This window comes from Pseudoglutamicibacter albus (assembly GCF_031458175.1).
Taxonomy (GTDB): Bacteria; Actinomycetota; Actinomycetes; order Actinomycetales; family Micrococcaceae; genus Pseudoglutamicibacter; species Pseudoglutamicibacter albus.
In genome coordinates this window covers 49,195-70,462 of record NZ_JAVDXX010000001.1, presented here as the reverse complement: position 1 = coordinate 70,462, position 21,268 = coordinate 49,195, and the positions used below count along the sequence as shown (strand labels likewise).

The following is a 21,268-nucleotide window of genomic DNA, read 5'->3' as shown; positions in this document are numbered from 1 at the left end:
TACCTAAGCCTGCGTTACGGGAACTTGTTTGTTGTTGAGTCGGTCTGGATTGTCTGCGTCGGCGCTGACGACGTCGTTGTCCACGAGCGCTTCGATGACGTGCTTCACGACGGGGCTGGATGTTCCGGCGCGGGTCACGAGCGCGAGGTCAGTCGGCAGGGTTTCCGGCACGGACTTGAACACCACACCCTGCGGACGTAGGGCTTGCACGGATTCGGGGATGAACGCGACCCCAGCTCCCGCGGCAACCAACGCGAGGAGCCCTGCCGTGCCTGGCGCGGTGTGCGCGATGTGGGGGGTGAATCCCGCGGCATGGCAGCTCGCTACGGCGCGGGCGTTGACGTTGGAACGCTGGTCGCCGAATGCAATGAAGTGCTCTTCCTCAAATTCTTTGAGGGCGAGCTCGCCTTCTACGGATGCGAGCCGGTGTCCTTCCGGCATCGCGGCCACGAGCTTCTCGGTTCCTAACGGATAGGTTTCCAACGCTGGGTCCGATGTGTGTCCACGCAGAATCCCCATGTCCAGTTGCCCGTTGCGGATCCGTTCAAGCTGGGCCGGGGTGAGAAGGTCAGTGTGCACTTCCAGCGTGATATTCGGTAGGGCCTCGGCCACGGCTTGTTTGATGCGGGCCAGCTGCGCGAAACCCGTGGTTCCGGTGAACCCGATGCGGATGATGCCTGCCGAGCCGCCGGCGATGTTGCGCACACCAGCGAACATCGAATCCACATCGGCCAGAACGCGGCGGGCCTCCCGGTTCAGGTACGCGCCAGCGTCCGTGAGTTCAACCTTGCGGGTAGTACGGTTCAGCAGTGTTGTGCCGAGTTCTTTTTCTAGCCGGGCGATCGTCTGCGAAAGTACGGGCTGAGCGATATGCAACCGCATCGCGGCCTCGCCGAAGTGGAGGGTTTCAGCCACTGCCGTGAAGTACCTCAACGCTTTGATTTCCACGGCCACCTCCTTTGATAACTCTTCTTTAAGAATAAGGAGCAATCAATAGGAACTGAAATATATATTTGGAGTGGATTGATAAGCGCACGAGATAAATCTAGGCGTCGGTCGCCGCTGCACCCGCGCGGACGCGTCCCTGGCCGTTCTGTTCACGTACACCGCGTTCGCGTACGCCGCGCTGCCGGGCGAGCACACCGTGGCGCGGTCCCAAAAGCCACGCCAGCACAAAAATCACCGCGCACACCAGCACTACGGCGCCACCCGTCGGCAGGTCAACAGCCCACGAAACATAGATCCCCACGAACGCACCCAGCACACCAAAGCACGCGGCGGTGAGCATCATCGGAACCATCCTGTCGCACACCATCCGCGCGGCCGCCGCCGGGGTCACCAGAAGCGCAATCACCAGGATGTTGCCGATCGTCTGCACACTCATGACCACTGCGAAGGTCACCACAACCGCCAGCACAATATCCAGCGCCATGACCCGCATCCCGATCGCCGTAGCGTAACCGCGGTCCAGCCCCACCATCACCAAATCACGGTGGAACACCGCCAAAACAGCGAGGATCAACATCGACCCCAGCACCGTGGTCACCAGCGCCGAATCCGGGATACCGGTCAACGAACCAAACAAGAACGTGCTGAGGCTTCCCGAATAGCCGGGCGCGCGAGACATCACCACAATGCCGATCGCGAACATCGTGACCATCAAAATACCGATCACCGTATCCGAACGCAGCCGCTCATTCTGGCTCAACACCGCGATCAGAACCGCGGTCACCACGCCAGCGATCAGCCCGCCCCACAACAGCGAACCCTGCAACACAAACGCCACCGCAAGCCCCGGGAACACGGCATGCGAAATCGCGTCCCCCATGAACGTCATCCCCCGCAACACCACGTGCGTGCCCACCACCGCGCACACCAGTGCCGAGAACGTCGCAACCACCAGCGCCTTCGGCAAAAACGCGAGCTGCGGGTTGAACAGATCCTGTAGAAAATCCAACGGCGTCAGCATGAGCGCACCCCTTCTACTGTTGTGGCAGCCTCCGATGCGGTGGCTGGGGCCGATGTGAAGGCAGCCTCCGATGCTGTTGTTACTTCCGGCGCGGTTGCTGCCTCCGCGGCGGCGCCGGTGAAGGCGCCGACTTGGGTGAGCAGTGGCGAGGCTTCGCTGACTTGGAAGGTGCGTTGCCAAAGCCCCGGATCGCCGAGTGCGTGTGGTGGGCCGTTAGCGATCACGGTGCGGTTCAGGAGCGTGACACGGTCGGCGATGGTCAGGGCGTGGCTGAGATCGTGCGTGGACATCACGATCGCCGCACCCTGCCGCGCCAACTCCACGAACAAGGCCGACAGTTCTTCCTGGGTAGGCATATCTAGCCCCGTGAATGGCTCATCGAGTAGCAGGACGCTCGGCTCTAGAACCAGCGCGCGAGCGATCATGACCCGCTGCCGCTGCCCACCAGACATCTCCGAGATCGGACGGTCACGCAAGTGCGTCATCGAAACCCGCTCCAACGCGTGCGCAACCCGCTTCATATGCCCCACACTGAGGCGACGCCAGCGGGAAACCGAACGCACCAGACCGAGCCGCACCACGTCCGCTGCCGCCACAGGGAACGTCCAGTCGATGTCGTGGCGTTGCGGAACATAACCCAAACGGCCAGCCACACTCACCGAACCGCCCGCTAACGGAACCAGCCCCTGCAACGCACGCATCAACGTGGTTTTACCCGCACCATTCGGGCCAAGCAAAACATGGATCTCACCAGCGGAAGCGGTGATCGAGGCGTGCTCCAACACGGGCCGCTGCCCCAAATTCACGCACACATCGCGGCCCTCAAGCACCGCGATGCCGTTATTCTCACTCACCGGCACCGCTACCCCACACTTCTGCCTCGGTTGCGCGGCGCTTGCGTTGCACCACCACACCAACAGCCACGCCCGCCGCGATCACGACGGCGGCGCCACCGGCAAGCCACCACGCCAACGACGCGCCTGCAGGCTTGGTCTCGCCCGCATCGGCTGCGGTATCGGCCGACTTGCTGTCGCCGGCGCCGTTGTTCGCACCATCGTTTTCTGCATCGTCGCCTGCCGCATCGTGCCCGGCGGCCTCTCCCGCCGCATCCTTGCCAGTGGCGCTGTTGGTTTCCTTGGCCGCGGCGAGCGCCTCTTCGGTGTTCGTGGAGTCCCCTACCGCGAACACGAGCGAACCTGAGGCGGAGACCTTCTTACCGTCCTTGTCTTCGGCGGTCATCGTGAGCTGGGCCGTGTACTGGCCGGGGCGTGTGAAGACCCAGTTCGCGTGCGTGTGCGTGTTCTTCTCGATGAACACGCTGTTGTGTTCGGCGAGGTTGGAGCTATCCACTAACAGTTGCGGGTCGCCGAAGTTACCGGGTTGCAGGAACAGGGTCATCTGCCCGGGTCCGGTTGCTTTGCTGAACTTCATGGTCACGCCGCGGTCTGCATGTTTGATGAGCTCGGGGTCCTGGGTGTTCCAGCCGAGCCACACCACACCGGAAATCTCCACCTGAGGAACAACCCAGGCCTCATCCCCGCCTTTCGCGCCGGTGAATTCGTAGCCGCTTTCCGGGATCTGTTGTTTACCGGCGTCATGCACCTGGATCACAACGTCTTCGAGGTTGCGCCACACCGCAGGGGAAGTCCGGTCATCACGCACTTGCATAACCCACTTGCCATCCACGCGTCGCATCCCTAGATCAGCGTGCCCCACATCCAAAACCGCGGCCTTGCCAGTGACGGTGCGTTCATCCGATTCCACCGTCTGCTCGAGTGCTGGGTCATCCGAGGACGGCTCAGCGTGCGCGGCAGGAACCTGCCCGAAAACCCCCGCGAGAACCCCAACAACAGCGAGCGCGAACGCAATCATGGCGGCCAGCAAAAGCGTGGACAGCCGGGGCAATCCGCTGTGTGCTGCAGGCGCGGCTGTATGCGGTGGCGTATGTAACTTCAGCATCGTGAGTGTCCTTATTAATTCCAGAATTCAGCAGTGAGTAGGGTCAGCGGCAGTCGCCAGTTAGGCTCGGGGCTGACGGCAAGCGGCAGTTAGGCCCGGGCCCGGCGGCAAGTGGCGGCGGCCGCCAACATGCAACGGGGCCAGCGCCGGTGCGCAGTTAGCGGCCGGGCGCATCGTGCTCACCTAGGGGTTTGCCTCCGAGTGAACGCGCGAGCGAGTCAGCGTTGGCGCGCATCAAGAGTTCGTATGTGTTGACTCCGGGGGTGAATGCGTCACCCCAAATCGGCGCGACGCCCACCCCGGCCAGTTGCGCGGCGTCCCGCAAGGATTGAGCGGTGCCGCCCGCGGTTTGTTCGATGAAAACGGCAGGAACGTTGAGGTCACGCAGGGTCGCAGCGAGCCTGCGACGTTCAGCCAGCGATGGCTCCTGCCCCGGCGAGGGTGAAACCGACCCCGCAACATCCAGCCCATACCGGTTCGCGAGATACCCGTAGGCCTCGTGTGTGGTCACGAGGTTCCGGTTGCGTTCCGGGATGGAAGCGATGGAACGCGCCACATAGTCATCGACCTCGTCCAACCGGGCGATATAGGCCGATGCGTTGCCGCGGTAACGGGACGCGTTCCGCGGGTCTTTCTTGATCACCTGATCGCGGATCACCTCAACATAGGCTTGCGCGTTGCTCACGTCATGCCACAAATGCGGGTCGATTTCGCCGTGAACATGCTTACCGAGCACCGCTTGCGGCAACTGATACACATCAGTACCGGGGCGGCCGATGAACCTGAACGCCGGGTCAGCCGGGATCGGTTGTAGCGCTTTCGGCGGCACATGGATCACCGTGTTCTCCAACGGAATGTCCTCCGGTTGCGGTTCATCCACACGCAACACGAGCCGCCGCTTCGCTGTATCCACCGTGATGTCCGCATGCCCCTTACCCACGATGCGCGGCCCCGCCCCCGCAACCCCCGCCGGCATGTCTGCGGCGGCCTCCTCGGGGCTCACGCCCACCGCGATCCGCAACGTCGAGACCACGGCGCCAGAAGCATCGGCTGTATCGCGTGAGGCCGGATCAGCCCCAGCGCCGAGGGCCTCGCCGCCGAGTGTCCCGCCTGAGTTGTTGCCAAGCGTCCCGCTTGCGGCAGGTGTGGCGCGGAAGGAAAGCGTATAGGTGCCCGGTTCGGTGAACGCCCACGACATATGGGTGTGGGCGCCGGGTGGCAGGTTCGTGATGTTCTCGCGCGCGTTCTCCGGCAGGGAGGAGTCGAAGACTTTCTCTGGCCGCCCGAACGTTCCCGTCACGAACGCGAACACCGTCCCCGGGCCCTCCGCCGATACCAGCCCGAGCCTTGTCGCATCACCGCGGCGGGCCCCCGAGCCAGTGCCACCGCCTTTACCGCCAGCTTTTCCAGCATCACCACCGCCGCCGCCAGCCTCGCCAGCGCTGGCGGCCGCGACCCTCAAACCGAGCCAGACCGCGTCGAGGGATCGTGACTCAACGAGTGGAATGATTTCGGCGCCGTAGCCGGAGGCTTCTTCGGCGAGCGCGATGTGGGTTGCGTCCGCGCCAATGTTGGCGTCGATCGCGCGAATGATGGATTGTTCTTCCAGCATGAGGTAGTTGGAGAACGCGAGGTCGGCTAGCGCGATGTCGCGCATCGCACGTGGTGTGGGTTCGAAGGAGTGCGGGTCAGCGCCTTCGGGCACCAAAGCGCTGACGTGCACATCGGCTCCGACTACGTTGCGGGTCAGGTCGGCGAGGATTCCGGTGGTTGCGACGATCCGCAGCCCGCCGGAGGTGAGGCCGCGGCTTGTTGTGCCGGGAAGGAAAACAGCCGCGGCGGCGGCTCCCGCGGCGAGCGTGATGAACGTTCGCCGCGAGAGCCCCCGCGTATGTGCCGGCCCGTTGGGGGCGGGCTGGCTGTTATCCGGTTGGTGTCCGCGCACGCGTTACTCCGCGCGGCGTGCGCGGCGGTACAGCATGAACGCTGCCGCACCGATCACCGTCAGTAGGCCACCGGCAGCGCCGAGCTGTGCGGCGTCCACGCCGGTGCGGGCCAGCGATGCCCCGCCAGCGTCAGGCAGTGCGCACGGCTGGCCGTCCGCGGTGCGGCCCACGGTGTCCATGATCATGACCTTGCCGTCCTTCTTGAACAGCTGGCCTTCCTTGGCGGAGGCTTGGTCTTTCGCGATCCCGGGCACCGTCACCTTGGGTGCGGAGCCCCCAGCGTCCGATGTGCCACCTGCCGCATCTGAACCTTCACCTTGGCCTGCGCCGCCGCCTGCACCCTGGCCCTTGTCTGCGCCCTGGCCTGTGCCTTGCTGTTCAGGCTGGCCTGGCTTGGCTCCCTGTGGCTGGCTTGGTTTCTGGCCTGGCGTTGGGGTGCTTGCGGTGGAGTGGAACCAGCGTTGGCCGACGATTTGACCGAAGTTCCCGGAGGTGAACACGGCTACGTTGCCGGGGCCGGACACGGATTCGAGCGTCCATGTAACGGGTCCGGTGGTGTTTTTGAGGGATGGGTGCATCGTGTTCGCGCCGATCCACGGCACACCTGGGATCTGTGTGGACGGGACCATCCACACGTTGGAGCCTTGCGGTGCCACGAAGTCGATGCCTGCCGGGGCGGAAGTGCGTGCGGCATCACCGAGCGCGAAAGAGAGCGAACCTGGCTCAACCCACGCGGCTGGCTGTTTACGGTCGTCTTTGAGGGAGGCCTTGAGGGTGGAGCCTTTCAGTTGCGAACCGAGGTCGAAGTGTCCGCCCGTCACACCGGCGGCACCTGGGCCGACGTTGAAACGCAGCGTTGCGCGTGCTGACGCGGTCCCACCGCTCTTGAGGGTTGCGTTCTGCCGGATCTGTACCGTGTAGGAGCCCGGCTTGGAGAACACCCAGTTCGGGTGCACGTGCGAGTTCGCTGGGATGGTCACACTGCCGCTGACCCGTGACGTCGGCAGCAGACCCGCCACGGAGAACAGGCTGGTGCCGCCCCTGGTGACGCCGCCGGTAGTTGCGGAACGATCGGCCTTCGAGCCCTTGGAGCTCTCGGCTGTGGAGTCTTCCGTCTTGGAATCTTCTGCCGTGGAATCTTCGGACGATGTGGCCGCATCGATTTCGGCCTGCGTTGCCTCACGTGGTTCCTCGACCGGGGTGCACTCCGGGGTCACCGGCGCAGCAGGCGCGCCCGGTGCTGGAGCTGGCGCGCCCGGTGCTGGCACATCGGCCGGCACGTCTGGAGCCTGCGCGCCGGGAACTTGCGCACCTGGAGCCGGAGCTTCTGGAGCGGGTGCCTGCGGCGCAGCATCACCCGGCGCCTGCGGTGAGGTGTCAGCTGGAGCTTCTCCGGTGCCCGGCGCTGGCGCTGGCTTCTCAGGGGCTGGCTTCGCTGGGGCCGTTTTCTCTGGCTTCGGCGCCGGTTTCTCAGGCTTTGGCTTCGGTGCTGGCTTCTCAGGCGAGGCCGACTCAGATGGTTCCGGTTTCGGCGCCGGCTTCGGCTTCGGCTTTTCCGGTGCCGGTTTTGGTTTCTCCGGAGCTGGCGCTGGGGTCGGCTTGGCTGACTCAGACGGCGCTGGCGCTGGCGTTGGCTTCTCAGGAGCTGGCGTCGGAGTTGGTTGAGGCGTCGGTTTCGGCGCTGGTTTTGGCTTCGGTGCCGGTTTTGGTTTCTCCGGAGCCGGCTTCGGCGTCGGCGTTGGTGTCGGCGCAGGTGCTGGTGCGGGTGCCGGTTTGGTGAACGCTGTTCCCTTGTGGGCGGAGCCTACGGTGAAGTAGTAGGTCTGCGCCGGGGATTCGATGATCGCCCCGGAGCTGGTTTGGGTTCCACGTGCTTTGAGCGTGATCTTGTACAGGCCCGGTTTGGTGAAGGCCCAGTTCGCGTGGGTATGGGCCGGATAGGTTTGTTCGCGCACCGCACCCGCTGTGAGTTGGGTTGCGCCGTTCTTCAGAAGTGGGCTCATCTGCCCGAAGCCGTTAGTCCCAAACAAGTACACCTTGCCCGGTCCTTGGACAGAGGTGAACACGAGATCCACGTGCTTACCGACCCCGCCGCCCTGGGTCCCGAGGGTGTCCCAGCCCGGCCACAGCAGATTGTGGTCCTGGGTTTGCGGCAAGAAATAGCTTTGCCCAGCACCCGGCCAGCCTGCTGGGATGTCCCGCTTAGCGGCATCCTTGACGTGCAGCTCAACCTTGGACGGGTCGCGGTGTACATGGGAGCCAGTGACGTCTTCTTTGAGATTGAGCTTCAAAGCACCGTTCGATGCGGTGACATTGAACGCATCAACGTGGCCCGCCTCCAAGATCAGATGGTCCGCGGCCGGAACCGTAGCGCTGTTATAGGCGGCCAAGCCCGTCGTTGCGTTATGAGCACCCAAACCTGCAACCGAGGTCTGGGCCGCGGCCGTGTTGGCTGGCGCGGTGTTGGCGTGCGCGGCCGCTACCGGCGAGATTCCCGCCAACAGCAGGGCCAACACACCCGTGGTTGAGGCAATGCGGGCCTTCGCGCCCTTGGCGGCGAATTGTTTGGTGCTGGAAGCTACGTCAGCAGAACGCGAGGCGGCACTGAAGGTATCGGCGCTGGTACGTGTGTCAGCGCTGACTCGTTCAGCGGAGTTGGTGGCGGGAAGCTGATTCCCTGGTGTCCCTAGTGGCGGCATGGCTGTGCGCTTTCTAGTGAGAAGAATACCGTTATTGCTATTGAGACTCATTTGCAATAGCTATACATTCCTACCACACTCGCCCCGGCTTCGCACACCCGGCCTCCGCCCACACGCAACTGGCACGGATAGGATCGGGGCATGTCTGGCATCGTGATGACCCCGGAGTTGAGGGCCGCGCTCAACCATCTTCAGGTGGGCAATCACGCATTCATCACGGGTAAAGCAGGCACGGGCAAGTCCACGCTCGTGCGGCTGTTTATGGAGCAGACCACACGCAACGTGCTGGTTGCCGCCCCCACGGGGATGGCGGCGTTGAACGTCGGCGGGCTGACCCTGCATCGGCTGTTCAGTTTCCGGCCTGGGGTGACGGAGGAGTTCGTCCGTTCGCCGCGCTATTCGCCGGCCGCGCATCGTGAAGTGCTTGAGCAACTGGATGTTCTGGTGATTGATGAGGCCTCGATGGTGCGGGCCGATCTGTTCGATGCGCTCGCCGCGGCGCTGGAACTGTATGGGCCGAGGCCTGGCGAGCAGTTCGGCGGGGTTCAACTGGTTCTGGTGGGGGACGTGTATCAGTTGCCGCCCGTCGTCGCCCCGACCGAACAAGCACAGTTTGAGCGGGACTACGGCAGCCCCTATTTCTTTTCCGCGCGGCATTTCCCGGAGAATTCTTTCCCGGTTTTCGAGCTCAGCCACGTGTTCCGGCAAGAGCACGGCTCCCGGTTCACGGAACTACTCAACGGAGTGCGTGATGGCTCGCTAACCCAACGCGGGCTCGCGGAACTCAACGAACGCGTCGACCCGCACTTCACACCACCCGCCGACGAACCGTGGATGACCCTGACCACCACCAACCGGATGGCCGATGCCGCAAACCGGCGCGAACTCGAAAAGCTCGCTACGTTCTCACTCACCTCCGATGCCGACACCGTGGGCGACCTCACCGGTTTCGACCCGCCCGTCCCGCACGAACTTCAGCTGCGGATCGGCGCGCAAGTCATGATGGTGGTCAACGACCCGCTGGACAGGTGGGTCAACGGAACCCTCGGCGAAATCACAGACCTCGGCTGGGACAAAGACGGCGAACCGTGGGCCGCCGTCGCGACACCCGGCGGGGACATGTTCATCGCCCGGCCCTACACGTGGGAAGTCCTCTCCCCTATCGCACTCGAGAGCGGCCGGCTATCCAACACGGTGCAGGGCACGTTCCGGCAGCTACCCATGCGGCTCGCGTGGGCCATCACCATCCACAAAGCCCAAGGCCAAACCCTCGAACGCGCGATCGTCGACATCCGCGGCGGCGTGTTCACCGACGGTCAACTCTATGTCGCGCTCTCCCGCGTGCGTTCGCTGGAGGGGCTGGTTTTGCGGCGAACCGTACTCCCGAAAGACATCCAAGTAGCCCCCTCGCTACGTCGCTTCCTGCGCAGCCAACGCGTCCTGAACCGAGGCGACAACACTGGACCCAACAGTAACCCTGGGCCCGGCAACACTGCTTACGATGGTGGGCTTGCCTTCCTCACGGTCCTCACGGTGGGGGACGCAGGTCGAGGCTGGCGTCCGCGGCCGCTCGAGGTCTCGGTAGTCACATCGGATGGAGGCCAGGCTTCAACCCTGGTGAACCCCGGCCGTGACTTAGGAAATGCGGCGGCAACGCACGGGATTGATGCGGACATGCTGACCCTCGCCCCGGATACGGCGCAAGCGTTGACCGGGCTCGGTCCACTGCTTGAGGGCAGGACAGTCGTGGCCACAAACGCGGATACTCTGCGTGGGCTGATCGACTTCGAGCTCCGCCGCCTCGGCGTTCTAGAACGCATGCCGCTCTTCGTCGAATCGAGCGAGGCGCCTGGTGATCCGGACCCGTGGACCGCATGGGAACACACCACATCCTCGGGCTATCTCCTCACCCGCACCGCCCGGTCTGACACGGTCTCCGCCTCCAACACTGCCGCAGATTCCCACGCCGCCGCACCCAGCAGCAACCCCGAACCCCTGACGTTCATACCGGCGGGCGGGAGGATGACGCCGGCGCACACCGAGCACTTGGCGGCGCGGCTTGCCGGCCGCACGCTCGGGCCGGCCACAGAGCAACTGAAACGCAGCATCGAAGCTGAGTACGGCGTCGTGATCCCCTATGAGCCGCCAGCTGCCGGCCCCGCGCTCGCAGACATCCTGAAGCCTGGGGCGCGGATCGCGTTCACCGGCAGCATCACGCTGGAGGGGAAGGCATGGGATAGGCACGTGTTCGCGAAGTTCATCGAGGCACGCGGTTTCGTCACGAGCGCGAACGTCACGAAAACCCGCACCGACCTTCTAGTGCTCGCGGACATCAACAGCGAATCAGGCAAGGCACGCAACGCACGCAAATACGGAACACCGATGGTATCGCTCGCGGACTTCCTCACGGCCCTAGCCGCCATGGAAAGTTAGCTGGCTCCCCGCTCTGATCCCGCCGTATCAGCCGGTAGCGTTACGGCGTCTTCGTAGCGGCGGACCCCAAAGAACGTCCAGAACGCTACGACCGTGGCGAGGATATAGAGAATCCACGAAGTCAGAACCACAGGGCCTGGCCCTACCTCGGTGCGTGCCGCGGAACCCGCCCCGTTGGTTTCGAAGAACCACCAGTTAGCGATAATGCGGGAAACCGTCACCGCTACCGTCACCACCAGCAGGATCCAGAGGCGCAGCATAGGGATCCGAGCCCCCGTCACCTCTGTACTGGAGCCGTTGCTTGCCACATGCGTTCCCGATTCGCCCCGGATGCGGCGGCGTTCAGTATAAGCCACGACGAGCGCGACCACGGCCCCACCGATCGCGATCAGGAAAATCAAGCCACCCAACGGGATACCTATATACATGAGGGCTTTACCCACGGCCGCGCCCGCAACCGAGGTATAGACAAAGAACGCAACGATCGCGGTAGGGATCAGGTTAGTAACGATCGAACCGACCGTCACCCGCACCGACTTATGCAGCTGCACGGCACGGGAATCGGTACGCCACGTCGAGGCCATAGGTGAACGAGACATCCCTCTCCCCGCTTCCCTCGCTGCGTGCTTACGATACTGCGCCACCACCACTGCCCAACGGCTGCCACCGCTACCCAACGGCTACCACCGTCACCCAGCGCCGGCTGCCACCGTTATCCGTGCTGCTGTGTTTTTGCTGTTGACCATTGTAGGCAGGTGAACCCCGTGTATTCGCGGAAACGCGTGCAATAAGTACACAATGACACCCACAGTTCACATACAGTTCCGCAGGTGTGACGCGTGGGTGACGTGTGCGACTGCGACGTGGGAGACTCAATGTATGACTTCTGTATCCTTCACCAGCCCGAATGGTTCTTTCGACGTCCAGACCGGCCTGTTCATCGACGGCGAGTGGACAGCGGCCGCCAGTGGCGCATCGTTTCCTGTACTGAACCCGGCCACAGCTAAGGAGATCACGCAGGTGGCCGATGCGGGAGTCGAAGACGCGCGCCGCGCCCTAGATGCCGCTGTTGCGGCACAGAAAGAATGGGGCGCCACAACAACCCGGGAGCGCTCCGACATCCTCCGCGCAGCCTACGAACTGATCCTGGAACGTGCCGATGACATCGCCCACGTGATCGCCACGGAGATGGGCAAGCCACTACGCGAAGCCAAGACCGAAGCCACCGACGCCGCAGACATGCTGCGCTGGTTCTCCGAACAAGTCCAACACCAAACCGGCAACTTCGCCCCCGCCCCGAAAGGCGGCTACCGCATCATCACCACCTACCAACCGGTAGGCCCCTCCTACCTGGTGACCCCGTGGAACTTCCCTGTCTCGATGGGCGCCCGCAAAGCCGGCGCCGCGCTCGCCGCGGGTTGCACCGTGGTGCTCAAGCCGTCTGATCTGACGCCGTTGACGATGTCCCTGTTCGTTCAGATTCTCCACGAAGCCGGTGTGCCGGCCGGTGTTGTGAACCTCGTGCCAACCGTGGATGCCCCGGCTCAGTCCGCTGACCTCATGAAGGATGAGCGGCTGCGGAAGGTCTCATTCACGGGCTCGACCCCGGTGGGTACCCAGCTTTTGAAGCAGGCGGCCGATAACGTCATGGCCTCCTCGATGGAGTTGGGTGGCAACGGACCGTTCCTCGTCTTGTCCAAGGCCAACGTGCGTTGGGCCGCTAAAGGCGCCGCGGGCTTGAAGTTCCGCAACGCAGGCCAGGTGTGTATTTCTGCCAACCGCATCATCGTGCACAAGGATGTTGCCGATGAGTTCAAGCAGATCTTCCTCGAGGAGGTCGCCCGCCTGCGCGTGGGTGCTGGGACAGATCCGGACACGACGGTGGGGCCGCTGGTCTCAGACCAGCAGCGCGACCGCGTGCAAGGCTTGCTTGCGGATGCGCAGGAGAATGGCGCCACGGTTCTGGCCGGTGGCGACTGCCCCGAGGGTGACGGTTATTTCTTGAACCCGACCGTGGTTGAGAACGCGCCACTGGATTCCGATATCGCGACAACCGAGATCTTCGGGCCCGTCGCGTCGCTGTATATCGCCGATTCTGATGAGGAAGCGATCCGGATCGCCAACGACACCCGTTTCGGTTTGGTCGCCTACGTGTATTCGCAGGACATTATGCAGGCGATGCGCGCGGCTGAAGCGCTCGAGGTGGGCATGGTTGGTCTGAACCGCCCTGCCGTGGCTGACCCTGCCGCTCCGTTCGGTGGTGTGAAGGCTTCCGGGCTGGGTAAGGAAGGCGGCCACAACGGCATTGAGGAATACCAGATCGAAAAACTCATCACGATGGCGGTGTAACCGGGGACGTGTCTGAAGCAACGTTCAGGGAGGCGCGGCTAGCCCCGCAGCCGGTCGACCTGGTGATTGAAGGTGGCGGGGCGAAAGCTGTCGCGTTGGCGGGCGCGGTGGATGAGTTGCGTGCGGCGGGCTATACGTTTGAGCGGATTATCGGTTGCTCGTCCGGTTCACTTGCGGGCGCGTTGCTTGCCGCGTTGAAGCATTCGGGTGAGGGCCTAGATAAGTTCGCTGACCTGGTGACCTCTTTCGATTTCAGTAAGATCCTGGATGCGGGGCCGATCGCGAGCAAGTTCGGTCCGCTGTCTAAGCTGGCGATCCCGTACCGGTTGATGCGCTACGGCGGTATGCACCCGGGCCGTTACATGAACTCGTGGGTCGCCGGAGTCATGAAGGATCTGGGGACGGAGAAGTTCGGCGACTTCCGCCGTGATGGTTCCCCGTACGCTGATGAGGACATCACGCACCGCTACGGTTTCGTGACGATCGCGACCGACCTCAGCCAGCGCCGGATGGCCGTGTTCCCGTGGGACGCCGAGGACTACGGCTTGGATCCGGACGAGATTTCAGTGGCCGATGCTGTGCACGCTTCCGCCGCTCTACCTGGCGTGTTCCAGCCTGTCGAGATCACGGGTGAACGCGGAACGGTCACGTTCGCGGATGGCGGCCTGGTTTCTAACTTCCCAATCAAACTGTTGGCCAATAACGAGGAGAAGGAAGCTGACTGGCCGACCATCGGCATCAACTTAACGCCGCGCACCCCCGGCAAGGAACAGTTGGAGTCGGTACGTAAACCGATGGCGCAGTTGCGCGCGTTGGGCCAGGTCGTTTTGGAGGGACGGGAGACCCGCCGCCTCGACAATGAGGAGATCGGCCAGAACGTGATCGTGATCGACACCGCACCGTACACGTCGATCAGTTTCAACCTCGACAGCGACGACAACGAAGAACTCATCGAACGCGGCCACGAAGCCGTGCGCGAATGGCTCAAAGGCGACGACGCGACAGGAACCGTACCCGAATGATCCCTCCAGAATCTGGCTCTGAAAACTTCGATGTTGATGCTTTCGATGCCGCGGTCGGCGTGCTCGCGGGGGCGAAGCGTGTGCTTGCGTTGACGGGCGCGGGTGTCTCGACCGCATCGGGCATCCCGGATTTCCGTGGCCCACAGGGCCGTTGGACTCAGGACCCGGAGGCGGAACGTATCTCTACGTTGTCGTGGTATTTAGGTGATGAGGGGGTGCGGCGTAAGGCGTGGCAGGCGCGTGCCGATTCGGTCGCGTTGAAGGCGAAACCTAACCCTGGGCACGATGCGCTGGTTGCGTTGGAGCGTTCGGGCCGGTTGGCCGGTATTGTCACGCAGAACACGGATGGGTTGCATTTGGTGGCCGGCAACTCGCCGGAGTTGGTGCATGAGGTTCATGGGAATCAGCGGCGGTGGCGGTGCGAGGACTGCGGCGTTGAGGGCCCGATGGCGGAGATGATCGCTCGTGTTCATGCCGGCGATACTGATCCGCGGTGCCCTGAGTGCGGTGGCATTACTCGCGCGACGGTGATCCTGTTTGAGGAAACCCTGGATCAGGAGACGATGCAGGCGAGCATCGAACTGGCCCGAGCGTGCGATGTGGTGCTCGCGATCGGTACGAGCCTCACGGTGTACCCGGTTGCTGGCCTGGTTCCGTTGGCTGCCGAGTGCGGTGCGAAGGTCGTGATTATCAACGCGGAACCGACCCCATTCGATTCGATCGCTGACGCCGTGGTCAACGACCCGATCCAGGATGTGCTCCCCTGCCTTATCGCCGCAGCAACCTAGCCGGAACAACCCAGCCTCTGGTGAGGCCCACCGCAGGCACCGTGGAGCTACTGCCAAGGCCACGTGACAGGCTATTGCTCGGGGTGGCTTCACGGAGGCTACTTCTCTGTACGGTAACTGAGTTCCTGGTCGCCTACCCACGGTTCTTCGATCTTGCGGTAGGTTCCGTCCTTGAAGCTCGTTTCGAGCCAATCGTCCACGGCTTTCTTGAATTCAGTGTCGCCCTTGGGCAACATGAATGCCTTATCAAACTGGTCGAATGGACGATCCGGGTTAGTCGCGCACAGCTCCGGGTATTTCTCGTCGATGTAGAGAACTTCGGCGCGGTCGGTCGTCATGACGTCAGCGTTGCCTTTGACGATCTCGTCGAAGATCGTTTTGTTGTCGTGAGTTTTCAGCGTGCCTTTCGGGTAGTTTTTCTTCGCGAATTCCTGGTTGGTTCCGCCTTCCGGCATGATGCTCACCACGCCGGGCTTGTTGATCTGTTCGATGCTTTTGTATTTGTCTTTGTCTTTGTCTTCGCAGCGTGCGATCGGCGTCTTGCCGTCCTTGAGTAGCGACGTACTGAAATCAACTTTCTTTGCGCGCTCATCATTCACGGAGATACCGCCGACCGCCATATCGCATTTGCTGAGGAAGTCCGGCATAAGGTTCTTCCATTCAGTCCCAACGAACTCAACCTTGACGTCTAAGTTTTCGGCGAATTTCTCAGCCAAATTCACATCAATCCCGCTGAATTTTCCATCCTTTTCAACCGTGAACGGTGCATAGTCCCCCGTTGTGCAGACCGTGATGACGCCGTCTTTCTTGATGGAAGCCAGCCGCGATTCCGGCTCTTCATGCTCCCCACTGCCCTGTTCCCCTGTGTTCTGTGCCTGCCCGCTCTGCTCAGTGCTGCTCTGCTCGGTTGTGTCTTTTGCCGGGCCTGTACTGCCGCATCCGCTCAGTGCACCGACGAGCGCCAAAATAGCCGGGGCAGCGAGGACTGCGGGGATGATCTTTTTCTTCTGTGGCGATGTGATGTACGTCATGCCGGAACTTTACCCGGCTATGCAATATCGCTGTCAACAGGCCACAATGGAGAGTTAGTAATGTGTCATCGTTATGAATGTGGATGGAACAATGTCTGATTCTTCACGTCCTGACGAGGCGGCAAAGCCGAACCAGCCGGCCTTCCCACCTCCGCCTGGCCCTGAGGACGACGCTACCCAAGCATTGCCTCCAACCCCTAAGGACCCCGCACCCGAAGCTCCGGCAGGGTCCACACCCGATGTCGACAAGGATTCCGCCGCCCAGGACTCCGCACCGGAAGACTCAGCATCCAAGCCCGCTGATTCTGAGCCAACGGAATCCGCCCCGGCCGACTCAACGCCGCCTGCTCCTTTGCCGTTAGACGCGTTCAAGGGCCAAGCCGCACTCGATGAGGCAGAGCCGACCAACGAATACCAGGGCCTCGACTCCGAGATGTGGTATTCAGACTCCCCCGCGACCTTCGACACCGCGAACTACGCCGCGGTCACCGCGCCTGCCTCTAACGACTACCTCAGCGACGAAGACGATAACGATGCCGCCCGCGCCACCAGTGTTGCCGCCGGCGTGACCGCGGCAGGGCTCATGGCCTCCGCCTCAACAGAGGAGGCAGAGGCTTCCTCAACCCGCACGTCGGGCAAGCCGAGCAAGAACATGGTGATCGCAACTGTGCTGGCGGCGCTATTGGGCATCGGTGGCGGTGTGATCTTGAGCAAAACTGCGCTCGCACCAGACCCGACCCGCTCCGAGGAATACTTGAAGCTCGCCTCCGAGAAGTCCCAGGTTGATTCCCGCGCGGCCAAGGGTGAGCAGGAACGCGAAGAGCTCGAGCAAACCATCTCGTCCTACGAAGACGAAGAGAGCGGACTCAACGCGCAACAGAAAGACCAAGAAAAAGAACACGACAAGCTGAAAAGTGATCAGCGGAAGCTGAAGAAAGATCGCGCGAAGCTCAAGAAGGACCAAGAGAAACTCAAAAAGGATCGCAAGAAGCTCGACAAAGACATCAAGATCACGTCCCGCCCGGCAAGCAGTAGCGGCCGCTGGAAAGTCGGCGACGACATCCCATCCGGCACCTACCGCACCAAATCCGGTGTGAAACAACGCTGCATCTACGCGGTCTATTCAGACTCCAGCTATTCGAATGTGAAGTTCTCCCGCTCCATCGATAAGGGCACCCCCACCGTTGACCTGCGCGAAGGCGACTACTTCACCTCGATGGGCTGCGGCACCTGGTCAAAGAAATCGAAATAAGTTCCGCAACCCCAGTGGGTTCCGCACGACCAAGTAACTACATAACCAGCACACTGGCCGGTCAGCTAACCACTTAGCTGACCGGCCAGTGAACTAGCGCTCGCGGACTGAGACTCGTTGCCTAGGCTCCATTGTCTAGGAACCGCTGTCTATGAGTAGAGTTCCTTGAGCTCGCCTTCGAGCACTACGTCGAGGAATTCGCGGATCACTTCCATCTCATCCTTCGCCGAGAACACGACCTCAGCTACCGGGATATCGTCGATCTTCTTACCGTGCAGGCGGTCCTCGCCCACCTGGGCTCGCTGATCCACCACGGTCTGCCCGCGCGTGATCTCATCAGCCAACGAGATCTCGATGCGGTGCTCGGAAGACACGAACATCTCCGGATGCACTGCGGCCACAACAGCGCCAGCGTCACCGATCAACGAATAAGCCTGCGGTTCATCCTCATCATCGCCGTATGTGAAGCCCGCGATGCCACCCAAGGCACGCGCCACCGGATGGTCAGAGGCCTTCAACCCAGCCACCACATCGTCCGGGATAGCTACGTGGTTGAAAACATCCAGGCCATACATGACCAGCGGCACGCCAGATTTCACGACGATGTCCGCGGCCTCAGGGTCATGCCAGATGTTGAACTCAGCGACTGGGGTTGCGTTACCCACGCTCGCGGAACCACCCATGAACACAATCCGTTCAAGGTTCTCCGTGACCTCCGGGTGCATCCGCAACAGCAACGCGAGGTTGGTTTGCGGGGCGCACGCGATCAGTGTGACCTTCTGCTCCGACTCCATGATGGTCCGGCGCATCAGCTCAACCGCGTGCTCAGCCACAGGCTCACGCGTTGGCGCAGGCAACTCGACACCACCCAAGCCATCGGCGCCGTGCACGTAGGAGGCGTCACGAGCCGGCGAATTCAGTGGAGCCACAGCACCCGCGGCAACCGGGATGTCACTGGCACCCATCAGATCCAGGATCTTCAACGTGTTCTCAACAACCTGCTTGAGCGACACATTGCCAGCCACCGTGGACACCGCACGCACATCCATATGCGGGTTACGCACCGCATACATCAACGCCATCGCATCATCGATGCCGGTATCAACATCCATCACAACAGGAAAAGTAGACATGATCCTCCTCAGCTCAACGCCGTCAATAGGTTAGGAGTAATTCTTGCTAGGGCTACTGCTTGCTCGGTCTATTGCTTACCGGGGCTATTTCTTAGCGGTCATAGCGGCTGCGATCTCTTCGATACCCAAGTGATCGCCCAAGCCAAGTTCCCGTGCGATGCGGGCCGCAGTTGGCCGCTGTAGGCGGCACTCAGCCAGGACATCGTCGCGGGAGAAAACCTCCGATGGGGTGCCGTCCGCTTGGATCTTGCCGTGCGCCATCGCGATCACCCGGTCAAACGAGTCAGCCACGAAACGCATGTCGTGGGTGATGGTGATGACCCCGATGCCGTCGGCATGCAGCCGGTCCAGCATGCGTTGCAGGATCTCGAGGCCACGGCCGTCAAGGCCCGCGGTTGGCTCATCCAGAATCACGAAATCAACGCGCGGAACCAACACGGCAGCGATCGCAACGAACTTCTTGATCGCGAACGGCAGGTCCGCCGGGTTATCGTCAACGAACGGGCGGATACCCGTCATCGAGATCGCGCGTTCAAGACGCTGCTCCGTGTCCTGCTTACCCCACTTCAGATACTTCGGGATGTAGGCGAGCTCGGAATACACGTCCGACTGGAACAGCTGATCATCCGGGTTCTGGAACACGTAGGCAACCGTCTGCGCCATCTTCGCGTTCGTCATCTTCGCCGTATCCGTGCCGTTGACCAAAACGCTACCGCGCGTAGGCTTCAGCAGGCCGTTCATGAGCTTAACCGTGGTGGTTTTACCAGCACCGTTCTGACCCACAATCGCAACGCGCTCACCCGCGGCGATCGACATGTTCAACCCAGCCAGAACCGGGGAGAGCTCGTCATATTCGAAGGCGACATCCTTCAATTCAATCGACATCAGTTGCCACCTTCACCCTTCAAACCACCATCAACAGACGTGTTGTTACCCAGCGCGGTGCCGTTCACAACGCCACCGCCAGCAACCGTGCTACCAGTAGCTGTGCCGCCACCAACGAAAGCGAACGCCTCCAGCGCCTGCGCGCACGTGATCGGCAACGGATCAACAGCAACACCGGCCTCACGCAACGCGAACGCAAGCTGCGTGACCTCCGGGCGCGGAACATCCGCATCGACCAGCTGTTGCGAAGCAAACACTTCACGCGCAGGACCAGCGGCCGTGACACGGCCCTTATCGATCACGATCAGCTCATCAGCGTATTCGGCGAGCAAGTCCACTTTGTGTTCAACCAGAACCAGCGTCTTACCCCGCTCCTTCAACTGGGCGATGATCCGGAAAACCTCTTCCGAGGATTCCGGGTCAAGCTGCGAGGTCGGCTCATCGATCACAATGAAGTCAGCGTCCATCGCAATCACCGCAGCGAACGCGACCTTCTGACGCTGACCACCCGACAAACCGTTAGGATCCTTCTCCAGCAACGGGAGCAGGTCCATCCGCTCAGCGACCTGCAGCACGCGATCAACGATCTCTTCGCGCGTGAGCCCCAGGTTCTCCAAACCGAAAGCGATCTCCTCAAACACCGTCTCACGCACACCGGAGATCTGCGTGAACGGGTTCTGGAACACATAACCGATCCGGCGAGACAACTCTGCAGGCGACCACTCTTCAAGCGCGCGGCCCCACAAGAAGACCTCACCTTCCAGATCACCCGAGTGGAAGTACGGGATCAAACCACGCATCAGGGAAGCCAGCGTGGACTTACCTGCGGCGTTGCTGCCCACCACGCCATACAGCTTCCCAGGGGCCAGCTCAAGGTTCACGCCATCCAGCGCGCGCTCCTGCTGATGCGTGTACGAAAACGAAACGTTCTTCAGCTCAACAATGTTCACAAGAACCCCCTACAGGACCACGGCCAGGACGATGGAGCCCACAGCAATCACCAACGAGACCAAAACCAGTAGCCACTGTCCCACGCCAACTTTAGGCAGGAACGACAACTGTGAAGGTTTCTCTGGAACGTTGAACGCACGCGCATCCAAAGCGAGCGCACGTTCCTCGGTCTGACCGATCGCCGCGAGGAACACCGGGGTGATGATCGGGAAGAACGCTGCAACGCGGCGGAAGAAACCGCCCTCCATCTCAATACCGCGAGCCTTCTGCGCATCCACCACAACCTTCGACATCTTCTGAAGATCAGTGATCGACTGGAAGGAAGAGAGCACAACGTAGGTCGAGCGGGAAGACAACCCAACGCCCTGCAACGCGAGCATCAGGTTCTTAGCTGGGACCAGCTGGAAGAACAACGCCAAAGCGCCGCACAAAGACATCACGACGAGCGTGAAGCGGGCGGCCGCAGCGATCGAGGTGCTAGACAGCGCCAGGTTATCGCCCCAGCTCCAATAGACGGTCGCGTCTTCTTCCGGCGCGATCAAGAACACACGCAGGATAAACAGGACCGACCCCACTCCGAGGAACAACTTGAGATACAGAGGGATGAACTGTTTAGCGCGGCCAGCAAGAATCGCGATCACCACGAACACAACACAGCCGATGGTGGGCGCCAGAACAGGCCACGGCAACGCGACTGAAGCAATCGCAATCGCCAACAGGAACACGAACAGAACCAGCGGGTTCAAGTCCCGGATCGGGTTCCCTAGCCGGTACGGCTGGGAATAGCGATCCACATAGTAGGCACGCAGATCCTCGATCTGCGCGACTTGAGTCTGAGCTTTCTGAGCCAT

General features: G+C 62.0%; 17 protein-coding genes. 5 read left to right on the top strand and 12 right to left on the bottom strand.

Annotated features, from left to right (window positions below):
* Positions 1-3 precede the first annotated feature (3 nt).
* The 6 genes from J2S67_RS00295 to J2S67_RS00270 form a co-directional block, all read right to left on the bottom strand.
* Entirely contained in the window at positions 4-948 is a 945-nt protein-coding gene (locus J2S67_RS00295; RefSeq protein WP_310245206.1) for a LysR family transcriptional regulator, read from the bottom strand.
* A gap of 97 nt (positions 949-1,045) precedes the next feature.
* A complete protein-coding gene (locus J2S67_RS00290) occupies positions 1,046-1,969 on the bottom strand; it encodes an anchored repeat-type ABC transporter permease subunit (protein ID WP_310245204.1) in 924 nt (307 codons plus the stop codon).
* Positions 1,963-2,823 (bottom strand): anchored repeat-type ABC transporter ATP-binding subunit, encoded by an 861-nt coding sequence (locus J2S67_RS00285; protein ID WP_310245202.1) that lies wholly within the window; start codon positions 2,821-2,823, stop codon positions 1,963-1,965. Before J2S67_RS00285 ends, J2S67_RS00290 begins: the two co-directional genes overlap by 7 nt.
* Entirely contained in the window at positions 2,816-3,928 is a 1,113-nt protein-coding gene (locus J2S67_RS00280) for a choice-of-anchor M domain-containing protein (RefSeq protein ID WP_310245200.1), read from the bottom strand. The genes J2S67_RS00285 and J2S67_RS00280 overlap by 8 nt, the downstream gene beginning before the upstream one ends.
* Positions 3,929-4,085: 157 nt before the next feature.
* Positions 4,086-5,873, bottom strand: coding sequence for an anchored repeat ABC transporter, substrate-binding protein (locus J2S67_RS00275; RefSeq protein ID WP_310245198.1), 1,788 nt, complete (start codon positions 5,871-5,873; stop codon positions 4,086-4,088).
* A 3-nt stretch (positions 5,874-5,876) separates the two neighbouring features.
* Positions 5,877-8,573 carry a choice-of-anchor M domain-containing protein gene (locus J2S67_RS00270; RefSeq protein WP_310245196.1) on the bottom strand — a complete coding sequence of 899 codons (2,697 nt, stop codon included), beginning with the start codon at positions 8,571-8,573 and terminating at the stop codon, positions 5,877-5,879.
* A 141-nt stretch (positions 8,574-8,714) separates the two neighbouring features.
* Here J2S67_RS00270 and J2S67_RS00265 point away from each other — a divergent pair, with 141 nt between their 5' ends.
* The gene (locus J2S67_RS00265) at positions 8,715-11,006 is read left to right on the top strand and encodes an AAA family ATPase (protein ID WP_310245195.1); all 2,292 of its coding nucleotides are present in this window, start codon (positions 8,715-8,717) and stop codon (positions 11,004-11,006) included.
* Here the strand turns inward: J2S67_RS00265 and J2S67_RS00260 are convergent.
* On the bottom strand, positions 11,003-11,605 hold the full coding sequence (locus J2S67_RS00260) for a hypothetical protein (protein WP_141739787.1): 603 nt from the start codon (positions 11,603-11,605) through the stop codon (positions 11,003-11,005). The genes J2S67_RS00265 and J2S67_RS00260 overlap by 4 nt on opposite strands.
* Positions 11,606-11,885: 280 nt before the next feature.
* Here J2S67_RS00260 and J2S67_RS00255 point away from each other — a divergent pair, with 280 nt between their 5' ends.
* Genes J2S67_RS00255 through J2S67_RS00245 form a run of 3 tightly spaced genes read left to right on the top strand, consistent with a single transcriptional unit; the run spans position 11,886 to position 15,165 of the window.
* Positions 11,886-13,355, top strand: coding sequence for an NAD-dependent succinate-semialdehyde dehydrogenase (locus J2S67_RS00255; RefSeq protein WP_310245192.1), 1,470 nt, complete (start codon positions 11,886-11,888; stop codon positions 13,353-13,355).
* Positions 13,356-13,363: 8 nt separating this feature from the next.
* Positions 13,364-14,377 (top strand): patatin-like phospholipase family protein, encoded by a 1,014-nt coding sequence (locus tag J2S67_RS00250; protein WP_239445828.1) that lies wholly within the window; start codon positions 13,364-13,366, stop codon positions 14,375-14,377.
* Positions 14,374-15,165 carry an SIR2 family NAD-dependent protein deacylase gene (locus J2S67_RS00245; RefSeq protein WP_052048524.1) on the top strand — a complete coding sequence of 264 codons (792 nt, stop codon included), beginning with the start codon at positions 14,374-14,376 and terminating at the stop codon, positions 15,163-15,165. Before J2S67_RS00250 ends, J2S67_RS00245 begins: the two co-directional genes overlap by 4 nt.
* A 98-nt stretch (positions 15,166-15,263) precedes the next feature.
* Here the strand turns inward: J2S67_RS00245 and J2S67_RS00240 are convergent, their stop codons facing one another.
* Positions 15,264-16,196, bottom strand: coding sequence for a transporter substrate-binding domain-containing protein (locus J2S67_RS00240; protein WP_083285298.1), 933 nt, complete (start codon positions 16,194-16,196; stop codon positions 15,264-15,266).
* A 91-nt stretch (positions 16,197-16,287) separates the two neighbouring features.
* Here J2S67_RS00240 and J2S67_RS00235 point away from each other — a divergent pair, with 91 nt between their 5' ends.
* A complete protein-coding gene (locus tag J2S67_RS00235; protein WP_035756541.1) occupies positions 16,288-17,448 on the top strand; it encodes a hypothetical protein in 1,161 nt (386 codons plus the stop codon).
* Between the two features lie 149 nt (positions 17,449-17,597).
* On the opposite strand, the gene J2S67_RS00230 is transcribed toward J2S67_RS00235, so the two are convergent.
* From J2S67_RS00230 to J2S67_RS00215, 4 genes are all read right to left on the bottom strand, one after another.
* Positions 17,598-18,581 (bottom strand): nucleoside hydrolase, encoded by a 984-nt coding sequence (locus J2S67_RS00230; RefSeq protein ID WP_035756542.1) that lies wholly within the window; start codon positions 18,579-18,581, stop codon positions 17,598-17,600.
* Between the two features lie 84 nt (positions 18,582-18,665).
* Complete coding sequence (locus J2S67_RS00225; protein ID WP_035756543.1) at positions 18,666-19,466, bottom strand: energy-coupling factor ABC transporter ATP-binding protein; 801 nt, start codon at positions 19,464-19,466, stop codon at positions 18,666-18,668.
* The gene (locus J2S67_RS00220; RefSeq protein WP_310245188.1) at positions 19,466-20,416 is read right to left on the bottom strand and encodes an energy-coupling factor ABC transporter ATP-binding protein; all 951 of its coding nucleotides are present in this window, start codon (positions 20,414-20,416) and stop codon (positions 19,466-19,468) included. The genes J2S67_RS00225 and J2S67_RS00220 overlap by 1 nt, the downstream gene beginning before the upstream one ends.
* Before the next feature lie 9 nt (positions 20,417-20,425).
* Entirely contained in the window at positions 20,426-21,268 is an 843-nt protein-coding gene (locus J2S67_RS00215; protein WP_310245186.1) for an energy-coupling factor transporter transmembrane component T, read from the bottom strand.

Coding starts and splice junctions, on each gene's coding strand:
- J2S67_RS00290 (WP_310245204.1), bottom strand. CDS start 1,969: ATGCTGACGCCGTTGGATTTTCTACAGGATCTGTTCAACCCGCAGCTC.
- J2S67_RS00280 (WP_310245200.1), bottom strand. CDS start 3,928: ATGCTGAAGTTACATACGCCACCGCATACAGCCGCGCCTGCAGCACAC.
- J2S67_RS00270 (WP_310245196.1), bottom strand. CDS start 8,573: ATGCCGCCACTAGGGACACCAGGGAATCAGCTTCCCGCCACCAACTCC.
- J2S67_RS00265 (WP_310245195.1), top strand. CDS start 8,715: ATGTCTGGCATCGTGATGACCCCGGAGTTGAGGGCCGCGCTCAACCAT.
- J2S67_RS00260 (WP_141739787.1), bottom strand. CDS start 11,605: ATGTCTCGTTCACCTATGGCCTCGACGTGGCGTACCGATTCCCGTGCC.
- J2S67_RS00255 (WP_310245192.1), top strand. CDS start 11,886: ATGACTTCTGTATCCTTCACCAGCCCGAATGGTTCTTTCGACGTCCAG.
- J2S67_RS00245 (WP_052048524.1), top strand. CDS start 14,374: ATGATCCCTCCAGAATCTGGCTCTGAAAACTTCGATGTTGATGCTTTC.
- J2S67_RS00240 (WP_083285298.1), bottom strand. CDS start 16,196: ATGACGTACATCACATCGCCACAGAAGAAAAAGATCATCCCCGCAGTC.
- J2S67_RS00235 (WP_035756541.1), top strand. CDS start 16,288: ATGTCTGATTCTTCACGTCCTGACGAGGCGGCAAAGCCGAACCAGCCG.
- J2S67_RS00230 (WP_035756542.1), bottom strand. CDS start 18,581: ATGTCTACTTTTCCTGTTGTGATGGATGTTGATACCGGCATCGATGAT.
- J2S67_RS00225 (WP_035756543.1), bottom strand. CDS start 19,466: ATGTCGATTGAATTGAAGGATGTCGCCTTCGAATATGACGAGCTCTCC.
- J2S67_RS00215 (WP_310245186.1), bottom strand. CDS start 21,268: ATGGCTCAGAAAGCTCAGACTCAAGTCGCGCAGATCGAGGATCTGCGT.